The following is a 21,426-nucleotide window of genomic DNA, read 5'->3' on the forward strand; positions in this document are numbered from 1 at the left end:
GCCAATGCAGAGCAGGGTGATGCCGTGGAACTGAGCCGTCGCGGTCTGTTCAAAGCGCTCGGGGCCGGGCTGACCCTGTCCGCGACCGGGTGGTCGGCGCAGGCCGGTGCGGTGCCAGGGGCTGTAGCGCGGGGCGACGCCGCTGGGGCGACAGGCGACGGCCTGCAGCTCTGGTACCGCGCGCCCGCCACCGAGTGGGTGCAGGCGCTGCCGACCGGCAACGGTCGATTGGGCGCGATGGTCTGGGGCGGAGTCGCGCACGAACGGATCGGCCTCAACGAGGACACCCTGTATGCCGGGGGGCCCTACGATGCGACCAGTCCGGAGGCCTTGGCAGCCCTGCCGCAGGTGCGCGCGCTGGTCTTCGCCGGGCGTTACGCCGAGGCCGAAGCATTGGCCGACGCCAAGCTGCTGTCGCGGCCGGCCAAGCAGATGCCGTATCAGCCGCTGGCCGATCTGCTGCTGGATTTCGACCGTGCCGATCATATCGACGGGTATCGCCGGTCGCTGGATCTGGACACGGCCGTGGCGACCACCGAATTCCGCAGCGGCGGCGCCTGGCACCGACGCGAGGTGTTCGTGTCCGAACCGGACCAGTGCATCGTGGTGCGGCTCAGCGCCGACCTGCCGGGGCGGATTTCGCTGCGGCTGGGCGTGGACAGCCCGCAGGCGGGCGAGGTAGCCGCCGACGAGGGCGGTCTGCTGTTCCACGGGCACAATGCAAGCTTCGCCGGTATCGAAGGCAAGCTGCGTTTTGCGCTGCGGGTGAGGCCGCGACTGCGCGGTGGCACGCTGCGGGTCGCACGCGATCGCCTGCAGGTGGAAGGTGCCGACGAACTGGTGCTGGTGCTGACGGCCGCCACCAGCTTCCGCCGTTTCGACGACGTCAGTGGGGATCCGCAGGCGCTCACCGCGGCGCACCAGGCGCAGGCTGATGCCCATGATTATCCGACGCTGCTGGCGCGGCATCTTGCCGCGCATCAGGCACTGTTCCGGCGCGTGTCGATCGATCTGGGCAGCACGCCGGCCGCGCAGCTGCCGACCGATCAGCGCGTGCACGCCTTCGCCAGCGGCAACGATCCGGCGCTGGCGGCCCTATATCACCAGTACGGACGCTACCTGTTGATCTGCAGTTCGCGGCCCGGCTCGCAGCCGGCCAACCTGCAGGGCGTGTGGAACGACCTCATGGCACCGCCGTGGGAGAGCAAGTACACGATCAACATCAATACCGAAATGAACTACTGGCCCAGCGAGGCCAATGCGCTGCACGAATGCGTGCAGCCGCTGGAGGAGATGCTGTTCGACCTGGCCCGCACCGGCGCGGTCACGGCGCGGCGCATCTACGATGCCCCGGGCTGGGTGGTGCACAACAACACCGACCTGTGGCGCCAGGCGGGCCCGATCGACGGCGCGCAGTGGAGCCTGTGGCCGATGGGCGGTGTCTGGCTGCTGCAGCAGCTGTGGGACCGTTGGGATTACGGCCGCGATCCAGCCTATCTGCGCCGGATCCATCCGCTGTTCAAGGGTGCGGCCGAGTTTTTCGTGGCCACCCTGCAGCGCGACCCGAACACCGGCGCGATGGTCACCAATCCCTCGATCTCGCCTGAGAACCAGCATCCGTTCGGGGCGGCGATATGCGCCGGCCCGGCGATGGACGCGCAGCTGCTGCGCGATCTGTTCGCGCAGTGCATCCAGATCAGTGCAGCCCTCGGTGTCGATACGGCCTTCGCTGCGCAGTTGAAGACGCTGCGCGCGCAGTTGCCCGCCGACCGGATCGGCAAGGCCGGGCAGCTGCAGGAGTGGCAGCAGGACTGGGACATGGAGGCGCCGGAAATGCACCATCGGCATGTCTCGCATCTGTACGCGCTGCATCCCTCCAGCCAGATCAACATCCGCGACACCCCCGCACTGGCGGCTGCGGCCAAGCGTTCGCTGCAGATCCGCGGCGACGAGGCGACGGGCTGGGGCATCGGCTGGCGGCTCAACCTGTGGGCGCGGCTGGGCGACGGCGAGCATGCGCTGCAGATCCTGAAGATGCTGCTCTCGCCCGAGCGCACCTACCCGAACCTGTTCGACGCGCATCCGCCGTTCCAGATCGACGGCAATTTCGGTGGCACGGCCGGCATCACCGAAATGCTGCTGCAGAGCTGGGGCGGGTCGATCTTCCTGCTGCCTGCCTTGCCGCAGGCCTGGCCCGACGGCCAGGTGCGTGGCCTGCGCGTGCGCAACGCGGCCGGCGTGGACCTGCACTGGCGCGCTGGCCGGCTGCAATCGGCCCTGCTGCGCAGTGAGCGGGGGGGCACCTATCAACTCGTGCATGGCGACAGCACGCTGACTGTGGCGCTGCGCGCCGGCGGCCAGCAGCGCATCGGCCTGCGCGGCAATCAACTGGTGAAGCAATGAGTCTGTATGCAGGGCTGGATGTCGGCACCCAGAGCGTCAAGCTGCTGGCCTATGACCCGGCGCTGGGCGAGGTGGTGGCCACGGTCGCCCGGCCGATGCAGCTGGTCAGCCACGACGATGGCACCCGCGAGCAGCAGGCGCAGTGGTGGATCGATGGCATCATCGCCTGCTTCGCCGAGCTCACCGCCGCGCAGCGTGGCCGCATCCGGGCGATCGGCGTTTCCGGCCAGCAGCACGGCTTCGTCCCGATCAACGCACGTGGCGAGGTGATCGCCCCGGTGAAGCTGTGGTGCGACACCAGTACCGCGGCGGACTGCGAGCCGATCATGGCGGCCGTGGGCGGCACCGCCGCCTGCATCGCGCTGGCCGGCAACCCCATCCTCGCCGGTTACACCGCCTCCAAGCTGCCCTGGACGCGCCGCCATCGTGCGCAGGCCTATGCGGAACTGGACGGCATCCTGCTGCCGCACGACTACATCAACTTCTGGCTGACCGGGCAGCGTTACGCCGAGTACGGTGATGCATCCGGCACCGGCTGGCTGGACGTGCGCCAGCGGCGCTGGTCACCCGAACTGCTGCAGGCGATCGACCCGCAGCGCGACCTGGCCGCGCTGCTGCCGCCGCTGGTTCCCCTGGAAACAACCTTCCCCCTGGCGCCGCGGATCGCCGCACTGCTGGGCCTGCCGGCCGACGTGCAGGTCTCCACCGGGGGCGGCGACAACATGATGGCGGCGCTGGGCACCGGCAATGTTGCAGCAGGGCGGCTGACCATGAGCCTGGGCACGTCCGGCACGCTGTTCGCGTATGCCGACCACCCGGTGGTCGACGACGCCGGACGCTGGGCTGCGTTCTGCTCCTCCAGTGGCGGTTGGTTGCCGCTGATCTGCACCATGAACTGCACTGTCGCCACCGAGCGCATGGCGGCGCTGTTCAACCTCCCGCGCGGCGGTAGCGAGGCGCTGATGGCGCAGACCGAACCCGGCGCCGGCGGGCTGGTGATGCTGCCGTACTTCAACGGCGAGCGCACGCCCGACCTGCCCAACGCGCGCGCCTGCCTGCATGGCATGGACCTGCACAACACCACGCCGGCGCATTTCTATCGCGCGGCGATGGAAGGCGCCACCTACAGCCTGCGCAACGGCTATGACGCCTTCACCAGCGCGGGCCTGTCCTTCGACACCGTGCTGCTCACCGGCGGCGGCAGCAACAGTGCCGCATGGCGGCAATTGATCGCCGATGTGTTCGATCTGCCGGTGAAGGTGCCGACCCAGGCTGAAGGCGCGGCCTTCGGCGCGGCGCTGCAGGCGCTGTGGGCCTCGCAGCGCGGGCAGGGCGGAAGCGACAGCCTGGCCGCAACCGTCGATGCGCATGTGCGTTTCGATGCGGCGCTGTCGGCCACCCCGGATCCGCACACTGTGCCGCGTTACGCAGAACACTACCGGCGTTTCCTCCACCATCTTTCCGAGGTTGGTCCGCTGCTGCGCACCGACCCGTCACCACCGCAAGGATCCGAGCAATGAGCACCTCCGTTTACATCGGCGCAAAGGAATACTTCCCCGGCATCGGCCGCATCCCGTTCGAGGGACGCGACTCGGACAATCCGCTGGCCTACAAGGTGTATGACGCGGACAAGCGCGTGGGCGGCAAGACCATGGCCGAGCACCTGCGCTTCGCGGTGGCGTACTGGCACAGCTTCTGCGCGACCGGGCATGACCCGTTCGGCCCGGGCACCCGGGTGTATCCGTGGGACGCGGGCAATACCCCGCTGGCGCGCGCCGAGGCCAAGGCCGATGCCGCGTTCGAATTCATCACCAAGCTGGGCGTGCCGTACTACTGCTTCCATGACATCGATCTGGCGCCGGACGCCGACGATATCGCCGAGTACGAGGCCAACCTGCAGCACATGGTCGGCATTGCCGGCGAGCGCCAGAAGGCGACCGGGGTCAAGCTGCTGTGGGGCACCGCCAACCTGTTCTCGCACCCGCGCTACATGAATGGCGCCTCGACCAATCCGGACTTCGCCGTGGTTGCCCGCGCCGCGGTGCAGGTCAAGGCCGCACTGGAGGCCACCGTGGCCCTGGGCGGTGAGAATTACGTGTTCTGGGGCGGCCGCGAAGGCTATGCCTGCCTGTACAACACGGACATGAAGCGCGAGAAGGACAACATGGCGCGCTTCCTTACGCTGGCCCGTGACCATGGGCGCAGCATCGGCTTCACCGGCAATTTCCTGATCGAGCCCAAGCCGATGGAGCCGATGAACCACCAGTACGATTTCGACAGTGCCACGGTGGTGGGCTTCCTGCGCGAGCACGGCCTGGACAAGGATTTCAAGCTCAACATCGAGGCCAACCATGCCACGTTGTCCGGGCATACCTTCGCCCATGACCTGCAGGTCGCCTCCGATGCCGGCCTGCTCGGCAGCATCGACGCCAACCGCGGCAACCCACAGAACGGCTGGGACACCGATCAGTTCCCGACCGACCTGTACGACACCGTCGGGGCGATGCTGGTCGTGCTGCGCCAGGGTGGCCTGGCCCCGGGCGGGTTCAACTTCGATGCCAAGGTGCGGCGCGAGTCGTCCGCGCCGGAAGATCTGTTCGAGGCCCACATCGGCGGCATGGATGCGTTCGCACGCGGCCTGGAGGTGGCGCATGCCCTGATCGAGACCTCGCCGCTGGAAGGCTGGCGCCAGGATCGCTACGCCAGTTTCAGCAGCGGCGCCGGTGCCGAGTTCGCTGCCGGTCGCAGCAGCCTGGATGCGCTGCGCAGCCTGGCGCTGGCCCAGGGGGAACCGCAGCAGCGCAGCGGCCGCCAGGAAAGGTATGAGAACCTGATCAACCAATACCTCCTGCGCTGACCCGCCGTCCCCTTCCGACCCAGGTATCACCATGTCCAGTGCTTCGCTCAGCAGTACCCGCGCCGGCAGCGGCGAGAACACCGGCTTCATCGTCCTGATCAGCTGCGTGGCCACCATCGGTGGCTTCCTGTTCGGGTTCGACAGCGGCGTGATCAATGGCACCGTCGATGGCCTCAAGGACACCTTCCAGTCCAGTTCGGCCGGGATCGGTTTCGAGGTCGCCTCGATGCTCCTCGGTTGTGCCATCGGTGCGTTTTTCGCCGGGCGCCTCGGCGACCGGCTCGGCCGCCGGGGGGTACTGATCATCGCCGCGGTGATGTTCCTGTTCTCCGCGCTTGGCGCGGGCGCGGCGCACAGCTCCACGGTGTTCATCATCGCCCGGGTGATCGGCGGCTTCGCGGTCGGCGCGGCCAGCGTGATGTCGCCGGCCTACATCGCCGAGGTGGCATCGGCCCGTTACCGCGGGCGGCTGGCCACGGTGCAGCAGATCGCGATCATCAGCGGCCTGTTCTGTGCCTTCCTGAGCAACTACCTGCTGGCCAAGGCGGCCGGGGCCTCCACCCAGGAACTCTGGCTGGGCCAGGCGGCATGGCGCTGGATGTTCTGGATGCAGGCCATTCCCTCGCTGTTGTTCCTGGGCCTGCTGCTGGTGATCCCGGAGAGCCCGCGCTTTCTGGTGGTCAAAGGGCGACGTAACCAGGCGCTGGCGGTGCTGACCCGCCTGTATGGACCGGCCGAGGCGCAGGCCAAGATCACCGAGATCGAAGGCTCGCTGTCCCAGGACCAGCACCGGCCAACCTTCTCTGACCTGATCAGCAGGACCACCGGCAAGCTGCGCCCGATCGTCTGGATCGGTATCGGCCTGGCCGTGTTCCAGCAGCTGGTCGGCATCAATGTCGTCTTCTATTACGGCGCGGTGCTGTGGCAGGCAGTGGGCTTCTCGGAGAATGACGCGCTGCTGATCAATGTGCTGTCCGGCGCGCTCAGCATCGGCGCCTGCCTGATCACCGTGGTCCTGATCGATCGCATCGGCCGCAAGCCCTTGCTGTGGGTCGGCTCGGTCGGCATGGCGATCTCCCTGGCGCTGGTCACCATCGCCTTTGCCAGCGGCTCGCTGGATACCGCCGGCAAGCTGCAGCTGACCGACAACATGGGCGTGCTGGCGCTGGTGGCGGCCAATCTCTACGTGATCTTCTTCAACATGTCGTGGGGCCCGGTCATGTGGGTGATGCTGGGCGAGATGTTCCCCAACCAGATCCGTGGTTCGGGGCTGGCGGTGGCCGGTGCCGCGCAGTGGACCTCCAATTTCGCGATCACCGTGTCCTTCCCGGTCCTGCTGGGCAGCATCGGCCTGGCCGGGGCGTACGGCATCTATACGGTCGCGGCGGTGATCTCGGTGTTCTTCGTGCTGCGCTTCGTGAAGGAGACCAAGGGCAAGGAACTGGAGCAGATGGAAGGCTGAACCCCTTCGGAGGTGGCCGGAAGCGTCAGGAAGCCTGGCCGGGGAGGGCGCTCCCCGGCCCGTGCCTGTCGCGGTGCACGCCGCCAGCCTGGACCCTGAACGCAAAAAACCCCGCCGTGGCGGGGTTTTTGGCTATCTGCACCGCGACTGGTGCTCCCTAGGGGACTCGAACCCCTGTTTTAGCCTTGAGAGGGCCACGTCCTAACCTCTAGACGAAGGGAGCAGGCTTTGTCGCGAACTGCGCAGCGCGCTAGTATATGGACCTAGATGCCATTGGGCAATCCCGAAAACTCAACCGGAAGCGCCAACATCAATTCCTCTGCTACATCACCGTTCAGCCTGCGCGTGATCCCGCGCGATCAGCACAACATCTCCCGCAAGGACATCAGCCCCAACGCCCTGCGCGTTCTGTACCGGCTGCGTGATTCCGGGTTTGCCGGTTACCTGGTCGGCGGCGCCGTCCGCGATCTGCTGGTGAACGGCCACCCCAAGGATTTCGACGTTGCCACCGACGCGACGCCCGAGCAGGTCAAGCAGTTGTTCCGCAACTGCCGGCTTATCGGCCGCCGCTTCCGCCTGGCGCATGTGGTGTTCGGCCGCGAGATCATCGAGGTCGCCACCTTCCGCGCCAACATCGACGATGGCAGCGGCGACCGTGAGATGGAAAACGGCATGCTCGTGCGCGACAACGTGTACGGCAGCATCGAAGACGACGCGATCCGCCGCGACTTCACCTGCAACGCCCTGTACTACGCGATCGAGGATTTCTCGGTGCGCGATTACACCGGCGGCTTTGAAGACGTGCAGGCCCGCCTGATGAAGCTGATCGGCGACCCCGAGCAGCGCTACCGCGAAGACCCGGTGCGCATGCTGCGCGCGGTCCGCCTGGCGGCCAAACTGGGCTTCCAGATCGAAGAGGCGACTGCCGAGCCGCTGCCGCGCCTGGCCAACCTCCTGGCCGAGGCCGCCCCGGCGCGCCTGTTCGAAGAAGTGCTCAAGCTGTTCCTGTCCGGGCACGGCGTGGCCAGCTTCGAAGGCCTGGAGCGCTATGGCCTGCTCGACGTCATGTTCCCGGAAAGCGCCGCGGCGCTGCGCAGCAACCGCAGTGGCGCGTTGCGCCGGATGGTCATCGAAGGCCTGCACAACACCGATCTGCGCGTGGCCAATGACGAGCCGGTGTCGCCGTCGTTCCTGTTCGCGCTGCTGCTGTGGCCGGCCTTCTGCCGCGCCCTGGCCAGCCTGCAGAAGCAGGGTGTCGCGCTGGAAGAAGCCCAGCGCCGCGCCGCCGACCGCGTGACCCTGCACCAGCTGACCACGATCGCGCTGCCGCGCCGCTTCTCGCTGCCGATGCAGGAGATCTGGCTGCTGCAGGGGCGTTTCGGCTCGCGCCAGCGCAAGCGGGTGATCCGCACGCTGACCCATCCGCGCTTCCGTGCAGCCTACGACTTCCTGGTCCTGCGCCAGGTCGCCTCCAGCGAGCACGAAGCCGATGTCGCGTTCTGGCGCGAAGCGCAGCTGCAGTCCGGCACGGAGCTGGATTCGGCGCTGGATGCCGCCCAGGCCGACGGCGAGGGCGAAGACGGTGCGCCGCGCAAGCGCCGCCGCCGTCGTCGTCGTCCCGGTGGAGCGGCAGGCGAGTAAGCCGTGACCCTGGCCTGTATCGGACTGGGTGCCAACCTCGGCGACGCTGCGCAGACCCTGCGCGAGGCGTTCCAGGCGCTGGCGGCGCTGCCGCAGACCACGCTGCAGGCGCGCTCGCAGCTGTACAGCACGCCGGCCTGGGGCAACGAAGACCAGCCGGCGTTCGTCAACGCCGCCGCCGTGCTGGACACCACCCTGCCTGCGCCGGCGCTGCTGGAGGCCTTGCTGGAGATCGAGCGCCGCTTCGGGCGTGTGCGTGACCCGGCGGTGCACTGGGGCCCTCGCGCGTTGGACCTGGACGTGCTGCTGTATGGCGAAGACGTCATCGATCTGCCGCAGCTGCAGGTGCCGCACCCGTATCTGCACGCGCGCGCGTTCGCACTGCTGCCGCTGGCCGAGATCGCGCCGGAGGCCCTCATTCCCGGTCACGGCCGCGTGCGGGATGCTGTGGTGCGGGTCGAGGCCTGCGGGATCGCTTCAATAGGAGGATAATGCGGGGCTTATCGCCACCGGTTATCAGCTCATGAGTACCCACGCAGACAGCAAGCCCTGGACCGTCCCCGCATTGGCGGAGGCCAAGCGCACGGGGCAGAAGCTGGTGATGTTGACCGCCTACGATGCCGGCTTCGCGCGCAGCTTCGACGCCAATGGCGTGGACCTGATCCTGATCGGCGACTCCCTGGGCATGGTGGTGCAGGGGCACGACTCGACCTTGCCGGTGACCACCGACGACATGGTCTACCACACCCGCGCCGTGGCCCGCGTGCTGGAGCGCGCGCTGCTGGTGGCCGATCTGCCGTTCGGCGCCGATGCCACCCCCGAGCGCGCGCTGGACGCCTCGTTGCGCCTGCTGCAGGCCGGTGCGGAAATGGTCAAGATCGAAGGTGCCGGCTTCAAGCTGGACATCATCCGTTATCTGGTCGAGCGCGAGATTCCGGTCTGCTCGCACCTGGGCCTGACCCCGCAGTCGGTGCTGCGCCTGGGCGGTTATCGCGTGCAGGGCCGTGGCGACGCCGCCCAGCAGCTGCGCGATGATGCCAAGGCCGTGGTCGCCGCCGGTGCCAGCCTGATCGTCCTGGAATGCGTGCCCACGCCGGTCGCCGGCCTGGTCACCGCCGAGGTCAGCGTGCCCACCATCGGCATCGGTGCCGGCCCGCAGTGCGATGGCCAGGTCCTGGTATTGCATGATTTCCTCGGTCTGGACAGCGGCCATCGCCGTCCCAAGTTCGTCAAGGATTTCCTTGCCGAAGGCGGGTCGGTTGCCGGTGCGGTCCGTGCCTACGCCGACGCCGTGCGCGACGGCTCCTTCCCCGACGCAGAACACGCCTACGCCTCATGATCGAAACCGTCACCGAACTGTCCCGTCTGCGCGCCGTCGTCAACGGCTGGAAGCGCGAGGGCCTGCGCGTCGCGCTGGTCCCGACCATGGGCAACCTGCATGCAGGGCATTATTCGCTGGTCACGCTGGCGCGGCAGTACGCCGACCGCGTGGTCTCCAGTGTCTTCGTCAACCCGACCCAGTTCGGCCCGAACGAAGATTTCACCCGTTACCCGCGCACGCCCGAAGCCGACACCACCGGGTTGGAGCAGGCCGGCTGCGATGTGCTGTGGCTGCCCACCGTTGAATCGATGTACCCGTTCGGCGTCGAGCTGGCGGCCAGCGTCAACGTGCCGGGCATCAGCGGGCTGCTGGAAGGCGCACACCGACCGGGTCATTTCGATGGCGTCTGCACCGTGGTCTCGCGCCTGTTCAACCAGGTCCAGCCGGACGTGGCGGCCTTCGGCAAGAAGGACTTCCAGCAGCTGGCGGTGATCCGTCAGATGGTGGAAGACCTGGCCTTCCCGATCCAGATCGTCGGCGGCGACATCGTGCGCGAAGACGACGGCCTGGCGATGAGTTCGCGCAACCAGTACCTCAACGCCGAGCAGCGCCCGGTCTCCACCACCATCCACCAGGTGCTGCTGGGCATGCGCGAGGGCTTCATTGCCGGCAAGAGCCGCACCCTCATCGAGGCCGAAGCGGCCGCCGCGCTGCAGGCGGCCGGCTTCCAGGTCGACTATGCCGTGGTCCGCCTGCCGGACCTGTCCGAGCCGGCCGATGCCAACGACGGCACCCGCGTGGCCCTGATCGCCGCCCGGATCGGCAATACCCGGTTGATCGACAACCTGGAGTTCTGAGGGCTGCGCCCCGCCGGGTAGGGCCACCCCATGGGTGGCTGCCGGGCGATGCCGGACGTGCAGCCAGCCATGGGGTGGCCCTACCGGGGCGGCGGGGCGGCCTGAAGATGCTGAACGGTGGGCAGCCCCCTCCCGCGACCGGCGCCGGGCGCCCTGCCGCCGGGCCCCCGGGTGCTAGAATTTCCCTTTCCTTTACCGTTGTCCCGTTGCCATGCACCTGTCCCTGCTGAAGACCAAGATCCACCGCGCCACCGTCACTCACTCCGAGCTGAACTACGAAGGGTCCATCGCCATCGATGACAACCTGCTGGCTGCGACCGGCATCCGTGAGTTCGAGCAGGTGCATATCTGGGACGTGACCAACGGTGCGCGTTTCTCCACCTATGCCATCCGCGCCGAAGCCGGCAGCGGCGTGGTGTCGCTCAACGGCGGCGCCGCGCGCCACGTGCAGGTGGGCGACATCATCATCATCGCAGCCTTCGCCAGCATGAGCGAAGAAGAAGCTGACAGCTTCAAGCCGAAGTTGGTATATGTGGACGGCAAGAACCAGATCTCCCATACCAACGACACGATCCCGACACAGGCCGCATGACACAGCACAACGGATTCGACCCGCTTCATTCCCATGCCCAGCGCCTGCGCGGCGCGAGCATCCCTTCGTTGATCGCCGCCGAACCGGGCCGCGCACAATCGCTGGGCGTGCGGGTCGGTCCGTTGTATGTCAATTTCGCGCGGCAGAAGTACGACCGCGCGGCCTTGGACGCACTGCTGCAGCTGGCTGCCGAGCGCGATGTCGCCGGCGGGTTCCAGCGCCTGTTCCGCGGTGAAACGGTCAACGTGACCGAGGGCCGTGCCGCGCTGCACACCGCGTTGCGCGGCGATGCCAGCGGTGCGCCCGTGGCTGGCGAGGCGTTTGCCACCGCCGCCCAGGTGCGCCAGCAGATGGGCGAGCTGATCGCCGCACTGGAAGCGACCGACATCACCGATATCGTCAGCGTCGGCATCGGCGGCTCGGACCTCGGCCCGCGTCTGGTGGCCGATGCACTGCGCCCGGTCACCGGCGCGCGTTTCCGTGTGCATTTCGTTTCCAACGTCGATGGCGCCGCGATGCAGCGCACGCTCGCCACGCTGGACCCGGCCACCACCGCCGGCATCCTGATCTCCAAGACCTTCGGCACCCAGGAAACCCTGCTCAACGGGCAGATCCTGCACGACTGGCTGGGCGGCAGCGAGCGCCTGTATGCGGTCAGTGCCAACCCGGAGCGTGCGGCCAAGGCCTTCTCGATCGCCGCCGGCCGCGTCCTGCCGATGTGGGACTGGGTGGGCGGGCGCTATTCGCTGTGGTCGGCGGTTGGCTTCCCGATCGCGCTGGCGATCGGCTTCAGCCGCTTCGAGCAGCTGCTCGAGGGCGCTGCGCAGATGGACGAACACGCGCTGACCGCGCCGCTGCCGCAGAACCTTCCGGTGCTGCATGCGCTGACCGATATCTGGAACCGCAACCTGCTTGGCCACGCCACGCATGCGGTGATGACCTACGACCAGCGCCTGGCGCTGCTGCCGGCCTACCTGCAGCAACTGGTGATGGAGAGCCTGGGCAAGCGCGTGCAGCTCGATGGCAGCCCGGTCGCCAGCGACACCGTGCCGGTGTGGTGGGGCGGGGCGGGCACCGATGTGCAGCACAGCTTCTTCCAGGCGCTGCACCAGGGCACGAGCGTGATCCCGGCCGATTTCATCGGCTGCGTGCGCAACGATGATCCCTACGTGGTCAACCACCAGGCGCTGATGGCCAACCTGCTGGCGCAGACCGAGGCGCTGGCCAATGGCCAGGGCAGCGAAGATCCGCACCGCGAGTATCCCGGCGGCCGCCCGAGCACCCTGATCCTGCTCGATGCACTGACCCCACAGTCGCTCGGTGCGCTGATCGCCATGTACGAACACGCCGTGTACGTGCAGTCGCTGATCTGGAACATCAACGCGTTCGACCAGTTCGGCGTGGAGCTGGGCAAGCAGCTGGCCAGCCAGTTGCTGCCGGCGTTGCAGGGGGAAGCGCATGCGATCACCGACCCGGTGACGCTGGAACTGCTGGGCCGGCTCAAGGGCTGAGCATCGGCCCCACCGCATCACCACGAACCGCCGGCCTGCCCGGCGGTTCTGCGTTCTGGGGCCTGCTGCTGCGCGTCCGGATCTGCGCAGTGCGCACCGACCGGGATACTGCAGCGCAACACGGCAAACCCTGACAGGGCGGAGAGGTATGCCGTGAGCCGCCGGAATTGCAGGGTGGGGCGTCGGTTTGGCTATAGCACAATCCCATATCAGCGCCGGTCGATGGCATAGCCACGCGCCGGATTGACAGCATCGCGCGCAACACCAAAGGTACGTCGTCATGGCGCGGGGAGTCGCGCCATCCGTCTGCTGCTTGTGCGATACCTGGGAGGGTACATGCCGTTGCTTTCGCTTCGTTCCAACCGGCGGTCGATCCGCCACGCTCTCGCGCTGGCCACGTCGGCCACGATGTTGCTGCTGGCCGCTTGCGGCGGTGACCGGCCTGCCGCGACCACGCCATCGCCCGCGGCCGCCACCGCGGCCGACGCCATCCACCCGCAGAACTGGCCCGAGCTGGCGTGGCCGCTGGCCGAGGACCCGGCGCTGGAGAAGCGTATCGATGCGTTGATGGCCGGCATGAGCGTGGAGCAGAAGGTCGGGCAGACCGTGCAGGGCGATATCGCCAGCATGACCCCCGACGACGTACGCCGGTACCACATCGGCTCGGTGCTGGCCGGCGGCAACTCCGATCCCGGCGGCAAGTATGACGCGCCGCCGTCGGCATGGCTGGCGCTTGCCGATGCCTACTACGAGGCCTCGCTGGATCCAGCCAGTGGCGGTCCCGGCATCCCGATCATCTTCGGCATCGACGCGGTGCACGGGCAGAGCAATATCGTCGGCGCCACGCTGTTTCCGCACAACATCGGCCTGGGCGCGACCCGCAACCCGGACCTGATGCGCCAGATCGGCCAGGTCACCGCCGTGGAAACACGCACCACCGGCATGGAGTGGACCTTCGCCCCCACCGTGGCGGTGCCGCAGGACGACCGCTGGGGCCGCACCTACGAAGGCTATTCCGAGTCGCCGGCGCTGGTGGCCAGCTTCTCTGGCAAGGTGGTCGAAGGTCTGCAGGGCATCCCCGGCCAGCCGGGCTTCCTGGACGGGCACCACGTGATCGCCTCGGTCAAGCACTACGCCGGCGATGGTGGCACCACGAACGGCAAGGACCAGGGCGATACCCAGGTCAGCGAAGCGGTGATGCGCGACGTGCATGCGGCCGGTTACCCGCCCGCCATCCAGGCCGGCGCGCAGACCGTGATGGCCTCGTTCAACAGCTTCAACGGCGTCGCCATGCACGGCCACAAGCCGATGTTGACGGACGTGCTGAAGGGCCGCATGCACTTTGGCGGCTTCGTGGTCGGTGACTGGAACGGCCATGGCAAGGTCGCCGGGTGCACCAATGACAACTGCCCGGCCTCGTTCAATGCCGGCGTGGACATGCTCATGGCGCCCGACAGCTGGAAGGGGATCTATGAGAGCAATGTCGCGGCGGTGAAAGCCGGCGTGATCAGCATGGAACGGCTGGACGAGGCCGTGCGTCGCATCCTGCGGGTCAAGCTGCGGCTGGGCCTGTTCGAGGCCGGCAAGCCCTCCACGCGTCCACTGGGCGGCAAGTTCGAGCTGCTCGGCGCGCCGGAACACCGCGCGATCGCGCGCCAGGCGGTACGCGAATCGCTGGTGCTGCTGAAGAACCAGGACGGCGTCCTGCCGCTGGCGCCGAAACAGCGCGTGCTGGTCGCCGGGGATGGCGCAGACGACCTGGGCAAGCAGTCCGGTGGCTGGACACTCAATTGGCAGGGCACCGGCACCAAGCGTGCGGACTACCCGAATGCGGACAGCATCTGGGATGGGCTGAAGCAGCAGGTCACCGCCGCCGGTGGCAGCGCCGAGCTGGCGATCGACGGCAGGTACCGCACCAAACCGGATGTCGCGGTGGTGGTGGTCGGCGAGAACCCGTATGCCGAGTTCCAGGGCGACATCGCCACGCTGGCCTACAAGCCGGGCGATGACAGCGACCTGCAGCTGATCAAGCGGCTCAGGAGCGAGGGCATCAAGGTGGTCACGGTGTTCCTCAGTGGCCGTCCGCTGTGGGTGAACCGCGAGATCAACGCATCCGACGCCTTCGTTGCCGCCTGGCTGCCCGGCTCGGAAGGGGCCGGCATCGCCGACGTGCTGCTGCGCAAGCCCGACGGCAGCGTGCAGCACGACTTCAAGGGCACGCTCAGCTTCTCCTGGCCGCGTACCGCCGTGCAGTACCAGAACAATGTCGGCCAGAAGGACTACGACCCGCAGTTCGCGTTCGGCTTCGGCCTGCGCTATGCCGACAACGGCAACCTCGCCGCACTGCCGGAAGCCTCGGGCATCACCGGTGAGCAGGGCGATGCCGGCGTGTATTTCAACAAGGGCAAGCCGGCCGCGGGCCTGGCGATGCGCTTGAGCGGGGTCAAACAGTCCGAGCTGCCGGCCGTGACCTTCCCGGCCGTGCTCAGCGATGCCAGCCTGAAAGTGACGGCCGTCGATCACAAGGCGCAGGAAGACGCGCGCCGGCTGCAGTGGTCGGGGAGTGGCAAGGCGGACATGGCGCTGCTGTCCACGCGCCCTCTGGACCTCACCCGCGAGAGCAATGGCGATGTGCAGTTGCTGCTGACCGTGCGCCGCAGCGGCGCGATCAGCGGGCCGGTGGGGCTGGCGATCGGTTGCGGCCAGGGGTGCGAGGGTCGGCTGGATCTGGCGGCGACGTTGGGCGCGATCGGCGAGGACGAATGGCAGACGATCGGCGTGCCGTTGAAGTGTTTCGCCGCGGCCGGTGCTGACCTGTCGAAGATCGAGCGCCTGCCGGTGCTGGAGTCTTCAAACGCGCTGGACCTGTCGGTATCGCGCATCGCGCTGGGCACCGGCAATGATGCCCAGACCGTGGTCGCCTGTCCGACCCGGTGAGCCACAGGGCCCCTGCCGCTGGGCAGGGGCTGATCGCCGCCGCGCGCCGCACTTGCCGGCACGCGGGCCGGTGCAACGCTGCACAAGGAGCATGACGTGGGATTGGCAACACTCGATGTGGCAATCGTACTGGCCTACCTGGCCGGCATCTTCGTGCTGGCGCAATGGGTCTCGCGCGAGAAGGCCGGGCACAGCAAGAGCGCCGAAGACTATTTCCTGGCCGGGCGCTCGCTGCCGTGGTGGGCGATCGGCGCGTCGCTGATTGCCGCCAACATTTCGGCCGAACAGATCATCGGCATGTCCGGCTCCGGCTATGCGATCGGCCTGGCCATCGCCTCCTACGAATGGATGGCTGCGCTTACCCTGCTGATCGTGGGTAAGTACTTCCTGCCGATCTTCCTGCGCAACGGCATCTACACGATGCCGCAGTTCCTGCAGCAGCGGTACGGCAACCGGATCCGCACGCTGATGGCGGTGTTCTGGCTGGGCCTGTACGTTTTCGTCAACCTGACCTCGATCCTGTGGCTGGGCTCGATCGCGGTGACCGAGGTCACCGGCATGGACCAGATGCTGGCGCTGGTGCTGATTGGCGTATTCGCGCTGCTCTACCAGTTGTACGGCGGCCTCAAGGCGGTGGCGCTGACCGATATCGTGCAGGTTTCGCTGCTGATCCTTGGTGGCCTGCTGGTGACCGCGCTCACCCTCAACGCGGTGGGCGGCGACGCCGGCATCCCCGGTGGTTTCCAGAAGCTGTGGGACCAGCACCCGGAACACTTCCAGATGATCCTGCACCCGGACAACCCGTTCTACAAAGACCTGCCGGGGTTGAGCGTGTTGATCGGCGGGCTGTGGATCATGAACCTGAGTTACTGGGGCTTCAACCAGTACATCATCCAGCGCGCGCTGGCGGCCAAGGACATCGGCGAGGCGCAGAAGGGCGTGTTGTTCGCGGCCTTCCTGAAGCTGCTGGTGCCGTTGGTGGTCGTGGTGCCGGGGATCGCGGCGGTGGTGCTGGCGCCGGATCTGGGCAAGCCGGACCGGGCCTACCCGGCGATGATGAGCCTGCTGCCCAGTGGCATCCTCGGCCTGGTCTTCGCGGCGCTGGTGGCGGCGATCGTGGCGTCGCTGGCCTCCAAGATCAATTCGGTGGCGACCATCTTCACCCTGGATTTCTACGCCAAGGCGCGCCCGCAGAGCAGCCAAGCCACGCTGGTGCGCGTGGGGCGCATCGCAGCAACGGTGTCGGTGCTGGTGGCGATCGCTACGGCACGGCCGTTGCTGGGCAGCTTCGACCAGGGCTTCCAGTACATCCAGGAATTCACCGGCTTCTTCACCCCGGGCATCACCGTGATCTTCCTGCTCGGCCTGTTCTGGAAGAAGGCCAGCGAAGCCGGCGCACTGGCCGCGGCCATCGGCTCGTTCGCCTTGTCGATCGTGTTGAAACTGGCGTGGCCGTCGCTGCCCTTCATCGACCGCGTCGGCCTGGTGTTCCTGCTGGCGCTGGTGCTGGCCGTGCTGATTTCGTTGTGGAAGCCGGCGCGCACCGGGCAGGACCTGATCCGTACCGATGACGTGCGCTATGCCACGCCGATGAGTTTCAACATCGGCGGTACGGCGGTGATCGCGATCCTGATCGCGCTGTACACGGTGTTCTGGTAACCGCGCATCCCCGCATGCGGCCAACAAAAACGGCGGCCTTGCGGTCGCCGTTTTCGTTTTCATTCGCGGCGCTGCAACGGGCCGGTCACCTGCTCGGATCGCGCTCCGGGCTGGGCCGCTTGGCCAGCTTGCGCTGCAGCGAGCGCCGGTGCATGCCGAGCAGGCGCGCGGCGGCGGAGACGTTGCCGCCGGTCTCATGCATCGCCTGCTGGATGTGTTCCCACTGCAGCCGGCTGATCGGGGTCATCGCATCCGGCGGTTCCATGTCGCCATCGTCGGCGGGACCATCGTCTTCCTCGCCGAGGGCGCGCAGGATCATCGGCACCGTGGCCGGCTTGGGCAGGTAATCGTCGGCACCGAGTTTGATTGCTTCCACCGCCGTGGCGATGCTGGCGTAGCCGGTCACCAGCAGGATCCGCATGTCTTCGCGCAGGGCGCGCAGCGGCTGGATCAAGGCAAGGCCGGACTCGGTGCCCAGCTTGAGATCGATCAACGCGTAGGCGGGCGGCTGCTGGCGGGCCAGCAGCAGCGCCGAGGCAGTGTCGCTGGCGGTGACGGTTTCCAGCCCCTTGCGGGCCAGGCTGCGCTGCAGCGTGCGCAGATACAGTTCGTCGTCGTCGACCAGCAGGCCGTGGCTGGCCTGACCGGGCGCGGGGGTGAAGGCGGTCATGCGGAAGTCTCCCGTGGGGACAAGGGCAGGCGGAAGCCGACGCGGGTGCCGGCACCATTGGCCGGGCGCATCCACAGCTCGCCGTCCAGGCGTTCGATGGTGGCGTGGGACAGCGCCAGGCCGACACCCATGCCGTCGGTCTTGCCGCTGTTGAACAAGGTGCCGGGCAGCACGGCCTGGCGGGCATCGAACCCGTGGCCGTAGTCGCGCACTTCGCCGATCAGGTCATCGCCTTCGATGCGCAGCGACAGATCCACCTGCGGGCGGTCGGCTTTCTCGCCAGCGTCGGCGGCATTGTTGAGCAGCACCATCAACAGATGGCCGATACCCGGATCCAGCGGCAGGGTCAGCGGGGCATCTTCATTGCGATGCAGTGCGATGGTCGGCCGCACCAGCCGCCATTGCTCCAGCACCTGCGGCAAGGTCACCGCATCGCGGCCGGGGGCATCGCCTGCGGCGGGGCGGGCCAGTGCCAGCACGCGCTCGCGGCACTGCACCAGCAGCTCGCGCAGGGTTTCCACGTCATCACGGACCTCGCTGCTTTCAGTCTGGTCGGCGATGTCGTCGGCCAGCAGGGTCATGGTCGCCAGCGGGGTATTGAGTTCATGCGCCACCGAGGCGGCGTGGGTGGCCAGGGCGACGATGCCTTCGTTGCGGACGAAGCGCTCGCGCAGCAGGGCCAGTTCGTGCTCGCGCTGGCGCAGGGCGATCGCCAGCCGGGTGGCGAACACCAGCACCACCGTTGCCGACAGCAGGAAGTTGCAGACCACGCCCCACTGCTGCATCTGCGCACCGGTGAAGTAGCCGCTGGGCAGTGGCAGGCCGAACACGCCGCTGACCGCGTAGCCGATCAGGCAGGCCGCCGCCACGGCCAGGGTCCAGCGCAGGGGCAGGGCAAGCGCGGCCAGGGCGATCAGGATCAGGAACAGCGAGCCGAAGGGGTTGGCGATGCCGCCACTCCAGCCGACCATCCAGGTCAGCACGGTGACATCCACCAGGATGTGGCCGAAGGCGGTGACCGGCGCGGTATCGGGGCCTTGCACACGCAGCTGCGCGTACAGGTTGAACAGGGTCAGCGCGGCGACGCCGGCCCACAGCGGCAGCTGCGGCAGTTCCAGGCCCAGCACCCAGGTGGCGACCAGGATCGTGGCGGCCTGGCCGGCCACGGCCAGCCAGCGCAGGCTGCACAGGGTGCGGAGAAAGGGGGCGTCGGTACCGGTCATCACCGCACATCCTATGCGCTCCCGACAGCGCCTGCCTGCGACAATCGGCCGCATCGGGGCGGGGCGCCGCGCGGCGGGGGCTGAACATGAGCGCCGAGCAACGACAGGCACCTACGTGCGCGCTGGGCGCGCTAAAATACGCCGATGCATGACGCCGTGACCCGACCGACCCAACCCGCCGACTCCGCCGTGTGGGCCCGCCGCCAGACCCAGCCTGTCCGTATCGGCGGCGTGGTCGTGGGTGGCGGCCATCCCGTGGTGGTGCAGTCGATGACCAACACCGACACCGCCGATGTCGCCGCCAGCGTGAAGCAGGTGGCCGAACTGTGGCGCGCAGGCTCGGAGATGGTGCGGCTGACCGTCAACAATCCCGAGTCGGCCGCGGCCATCCCGCGGATCGTGGAAAAGCTGCAGATGATGGGGATCGATGTCCCCCTGATCGGCGACTTTCATTACAACGGCCACCAGTTGCTGACCCAGGAGCCGGCCTGCGCCGAAGCCCTGGCCAAGTACCGGATCAATCCGGGCAACGTCGGCTTCGGCAAGAAGAAAGACACCCAGTTCGCGCAGCTGATCGAATTTGCGATCCGCTACAACAAGCCGGTCCGCATCGGCGCCAACTGGGGCTCGCTGGACCAGTCGCTGGCGGCGCGCCTGATGGACGAGAACAGCCAGCGCGCGCAGCCCTGGGACGCCGGGCGCGTGCTGCGTGAGGCGCTGATCCGCTCGGCGCTGGATTCGGCCGAGACCGCCGTGGAACTGGGCCTGCCGCGCGACCGCATCGTGCTGTCGGCCAAGGTCAGTGGGGTGCAGGAGCTGATCGCGGTGTACCGCGACCTGGCCCAGCGCTCGGATTTCGCGCTGCACCTGGGCCTGACCGAAGCCGGCATCGGCAGCAAGGGCATCGTCGCCTCCTCGGCGGCGCTGGCGGTGCTGCTGCAGGAAGGCATCGGCGACACCATCCGCATTTCGCTGACCCCCGAACCGGGCCAGTCGCGCACCGCCGAGGTGATCGTCGCCCAGGAACTGCTGCAGACCACCGGGCAGCGCGCCTTCACGCCGCTGGTCACGGCCTGCCCGGGCTGCGGCCGGACCACCTCGGAGTTGTTCCAGGAGCTGGCCAAGGTCGTGCAGAACCATGTGCGCGAGAAAATGCCGCTCTGGAAGGTGAACCACCCCGGGGCCGAAAGCATGACCCTGGCGGTCATGGGCTGCATCGTCAACGGGCCGGGCGAGTCGCGCCACGCCAACATCGGCATCTCCCTGCCGGGGACCGGCGAGACGCCGGCGGCGCCGGTCTTCGTGGACGGTGAAAAGACGGTCACCCTGCGCGGCGAGAACATCGCCCAGGACTTCGTGGCGCTGATCGACGATTACGTCGAACGCACCTATGTCCGAACGCTCGGATAAGCCGGCGGTGCTGGCTGCCCCGGAGGCGGCGGCCGGTTTCCGCCACTGGATGGGCCGCAACGCCTGGCGCTTCGTGCTGCTGTTCGTGGGCGTGCTGCTGCCCCTGGCCGGGTTTGTCGCCCTGGCCGATGAAGTCCATGAGCTGGAATCGATCTATTTCGATGCGCCGCTGCTGTGGAAGATGCATGGCCTGCATTCGCCGGGCCTGGACCAGTTCTTCGTGCTGCTCTCCAAACTGGGCTATGAGTGGTTCCTGATCCCGGCCGATGTGCTGATCGTGGTCCTGCTGGCCTGGCGCAAACGCTGGCGCGAGGCCAGTTTCGTGGCGATCTGCTTTGCCGGCTCGGCGCTGCTCAACCTGGGCAGCAAGCGCTTCTTCCAGCGTGACCGGCCCAGCCTATGGGAATCCATCGCCCCGGAAAGCACCTTCAGCTTCCCCAGTGGCCATGCCATGGGTTCGATGACCCTGGCCGTCACCCTGGTGCTGCTGGCCTGGAACACCCGCTGGCGCTGGCCGGTCGCGTTCTCCGCGGTGACCTTTGCGGTGCTGGTCAGCCTGTCCCGGGTCTACCTCGGGGTCCATTACCCTTCCGACATCCTGGCCGGCTGGTGTGCCGCCCTGGTCTGGGTGGTAGGGTGCTTCCTGGTCATGTTCCGCCGTCGCCATCCGTGGCGGCATGCCGCTGAGACGAATACGGCGGTAAACTAGCCGAAAGCGGCATGAAAACGGGCGCCATCCATAGGCTGTTCCACTGGAACAGAAGAGGATGAGAGGCACAGGGGGAGGGGCAGACAGCACGTCTGTGATGCGTGGAGCAGAACGCGATGATGGGGAACCCGGTTCCTTGTGATCGACACATCCCGCGGCTAGGCTTGCCCCCGT

16 protein-coding genes and 1 tRNA gene are annotated in these 21,426 nt (G+C 67.7%); 14 read left to right on the forward strand and 3 right to left on the reverse strand.

What is annotated here, in order from left to right; all coding sequences use genetic code 11:
- Nucleotides 1-24: 24 nt before the first annotated feature.
- Genes OC373_RS07390 through OC373_RS07405 form a run of 4 tightly spaced genes read left to right on the forward strand, consistent with a single transcriptional unit; the run spans nucleotide 25 to nucleotide 6,722 of the window.
- A complete protein-coding gene (locus OC373_RS07390; RefSeq protein ID WP_261997375.1) occupies nucleotides 25-2,403 on the forward strand; it encodes a glycoside hydrolase family 95 protein in 2,379 nt (792 codons plus the stop codon).
- Nucleotides 2,400-3,923: a xylulokinase gene (gene xylB, locus OC373_RS07395; RefSeq protein ID WP_261997376.1), complete on the forward strand. Its 1,524-nt coding sequence runs from the start codon at nucleotides 2,400-2,402 to the stop codon at nucleotides 3,921-3,923. Before OC373_RS07390 ends, xylB begins: the two co-directional genes overlap by 4 nt.
- Nucleotides 3,920-5,260, forward strand: coding sequence for a xylose isomerase (gene xylA, locus OC373_RS07400; RefSeq protein WP_261997377.1), 1,341 nt, complete (start codon nucleotides 3,920-3,922; stop codon nucleotides 5,258-5,260). Before xylB ends, xylA begins: the two co-directional genes overlap by 4 nt.
- Nucleotides 5,261-5,291: 31 nt before the next feature.
- Nucleotides 5,292-6,722, forward strand: coding sequence for a sugar porter family MFS transporter (locus OC373_RS07405; RefSeq protein ID WP_261997378.1), 1,431 nt, complete (start codon nucleotides 5,292-5,294; stop codon nucleotides 6,720-6,722).
- Between the two features lie 148 nt (nucleotides 6,723-6,870).
- On the opposite strand, the gene OC373_RS07410 is transcribed toward OC373_RS07405, so the two are convergent.
- Nucleotides 6,871-6,945, reverse strand: a tRNA-Glu gene (locus OC373_RS07410).
- Between the two features lie 50 nt (nucleotides 6,946-6,995).
- On the opposite strand from OC373_RS07410, the gene pcnB reads away from it, so the two are divergent.
- The 8 genes from pcnB to OC373_RS07450 all read left to right on the forward strand — a co-directional run bounded on the left by pcnB (nucleotide 6,996) and on the right by OC373_RS07450 (nucleotide 17,240).
- Nucleotides 6,996-8,363, forward strand: a complete 1,368-nt coding sequence (gene pcnB / locus OC373_RS07415) for a polynucleotide adenylyltransferase PcnB (RefSeq protein ID WP_026069788.1) — start codon at nucleotides 6,996-6,998, stop codon at nucleotides 8,361-8,363.
- A gap of 3 nt (nucleotides 8,364-8,366) precedes the next feature.
- Entirely contained in the window at nucleotides 8,367-8,855 is a 489-nt protein-coding gene (folK, locus tag OC373_RS07420; RefSeq protein WP_070427116.1) for a 2-amino-4-hydroxy-6-hydroxymethyldihydropteridine diphosphokinase, read from the forward strand.
- Nucleotides 8,856-8,886: 31 nt separating this feature from the next.
- Nucleotides 8,887-9,702, forward strand: a complete 816-nt coding sequence (gene panB, locus OC373_RS07425; protein ID WP_019183275.1) for a 3-methyl-2-oxobutanoate hydroxymethyltransferase — start codon at nucleotides 8,887-8,889, stop codon at nucleotides 9,700-9,702.
- Entirely contained in the window at nucleotides 9,699-10,541 is an 843-nt protein-coding gene (gene panC, locus OC373_RS07430; protein WP_261997379.1) for a pantoate--beta-alanine ligase, read from the forward strand. Before panB ends, panC begins: the two co-directional genes overlap by 4 nt.
- Before the next feature lie 211 nt (nucleotides 10,542-10,752).
- On the forward strand, nucleotides 10,753-11,133 hold the full coding sequence (gene panD / locus OC373_RS07435) for an aspartate 1-decarboxylase (RefSeq protein ID WP_019183273.1): 381 nt from the start codon (nucleotides 10,753-10,755) through the stop codon (nucleotides 11,131-11,133).
- On the forward strand, nucleotides 11,130-12,644 hold the full coding sequence (pgi, locus tag OC373_RS07440; protein ID WP_046273611.1) for a glucose-6-phosphate isomerase: 1,515 nt from the start codon (nucleotides 11,130-11,132) through the stop codon (nucleotides 12,642-12,644). Before panD ends, pgi begins: the two co-directional genes overlap by 4 nt.
- 336 nt (nucleotides 12,645-12,980) lie before the next feature.
- Nucleotides 12,981-15,581: an exo 1,3/1,4-beta-D-glucan glucohydrolase gene (locus OC373_RS07445; RefSeq protein ID WP_261997380.1), complete on the forward strand. Its 2,601-nt coding sequence runs from the start codon at nucleotides 12,981-12,983 to the stop codon at nucleotides 15,579-15,581.
- A 96-nt stretch (nucleotides 15,582-15,677) separates the two neighbouring features.
- Nucleotides 15,678-17,240 carry a sodium/sugar symporter gene (locus OC373_RS07450; RefSeq protein WP_261997381.1) on the forward strand — a complete coding sequence of 521 codons (1,563 nt, stop codon included), beginning with the start codon at nucleotides 15,678-15,680 and terminating at the stop codon, nucleotides 17,238-17,240.
- A gap of 85 nt (nucleotides 17,241-17,325) precedes the next feature.
- Here the strand turns inward: OC373_RS07450 and OC373_RS07455 are convergent, their stop codons facing one another.
- Together OC373_RS07455 and OC373_RS07460 are read right to left on the reverse strand one after the other, a co-directional pair.
- Nucleotides 17,326-17,910, reverse strand: coding sequence for a response regulator transcription factor (locus OC373_RS07455; RefSeq protein ID WP_019183269.1), 585 nt, complete (start codon nucleotides 17,908-17,910; stop codon nucleotides 17,326-17,328).
- On the reverse strand, nucleotides 17,907-19,133 hold the full coding sequence (locus OC373_RS07460) for an ATP-binding protein (RefSeq protein ID WP_019183268.1): 1,227 nt from the start codon (nucleotides 19,131-19,133) through the stop codon (nucleotides 17,907-17,909). The genes OC373_RS07455 and OC373_RS07460 overlap by 4 nt, the downstream gene beginning before the upstream one ends.
- A 144-nt stretch (nucleotides 19,134-19,277) precedes the next feature.
- Between OC373_RS07460 and ispG the strand changes: the two genes are divergently transcribed.
- The gene (ispG, locus tag OC373_RS07465) at nucleotides 19,278-20,543 is read left to right on the forward strand and encodes a flavodoxin-dependent (E)-4-hydroxy-3-methylbut-2-enyl-diphosphate synthase (protein WP_261997382.1); all 1,266 of its coding nucleotides are present in this window, start codon (nucleotides 19,278-19,280) and stop codon (nucleotides 20,541-20,543) included.
- Complete coding sequence (locus OC373_RS07470; RefSeq protein WP_070470587.1) at nucleotides 20,524-21,252, forward strand: phosphatase PAP2 family protein; 729 nt, start codon at nucleotides 20,524-20,526, stop codon at nucleotides 21,250-21,252. Before ispG ends, OC373_RS07470 begins: the two co-directional genes overlap by 20 nt.
- The last annotated feature ends 174 nt before the right edge of the window (nucleotides 21,253-21,426 follow it).

This window comes from Stenotrophomonas sp. Ste96, assembly GCF_024519495.1.
Taxonomy (GTDB): Bacteria; Pseudomonadota; Gammaproteobacteria; order Xanthomonadales; family Xanthomonadaceae; genus Stenotrophomonas; species Stenotrophomonas bentonitica_A.

Coding starts and splice junctions, on each gene's coding strand:
- xylB (WP_261997376.1), top strand. CDS start 2,400: ATGAGTCTGTATGCAGGGCTGGATGTCGGCACCCAGAGCGTCAAGCTG.
- xylA (WP_261997377.1), top strand. CDS start 3,920: ATGAGCACCTCCGTTTACATCGGCGCAAAGGAATACTTCCCCGGCATC.
- OC373_RS07405 (WP_261997378.1), top strand. CDS start 5,292: ATGTCCAGTGCTTCGCTCAGCAGTACCCGCGCCGGCAGCGGCGAGAAC.
- panB (WP_019183275.1), top strand. CDS start 8,887: ATGAGTACCCACGCAGACAGCAAGCCCTGGACCGTCCCCGCATTGGCG.
- panC (WP_261997379.1), top strand. CDS start 9,699: ATGATCGAAACCGTCACCGAACTGTCCCGTCTGCGCGCCGTCGTCAAC.
- panD (WP_019183273.1), top strand. CDS start 10,753: ATGCACCTGTCCCTGCTGAAGACCAAGATCCACCGCGCCACCGTCACT.
- pgi (WP_046273611.1), top strand. CDS start 11,130: ATGACACAGCACAACGGATTCGACCCGCTTCATTCCCATGCCCAGCGC.
- OC373_RS07445 (WP_261997380.1), top strand. CDS start 12,981: ATGCCGTTGCTTTCGCTTCGTTCCAACCGGCGGTCGATCCGCCACGCT.
- OC373_RS07455 (WP_019183269.1), bottom strand. CDS start 17,910: ATGACCGCCTTCACCCCCGCGCCCGGTCAGGCCAGCCACGGCCTGCTG.
- OC373_RS07460 (WP_019183268.1), bottom strand. CDS start 19,133: ATGACCGGTACCGACGCCCCCTTTCTCCGCACCCTGTGCAGCCTGCGC.
- ispG (WP_261997382.1), top strand. CDS start 19,278: ATGCATGACGCCGTGACCCGACCGACCCAACCCGCCGACTCCGCCGTG.
- OC373_RS07470 (WP_070470587.1), top strand. CDS start 20,524: ATGTCCGAACGCTCGGATAAGCCGGCGGTGCTGGCTGCCCCGGAGGCG.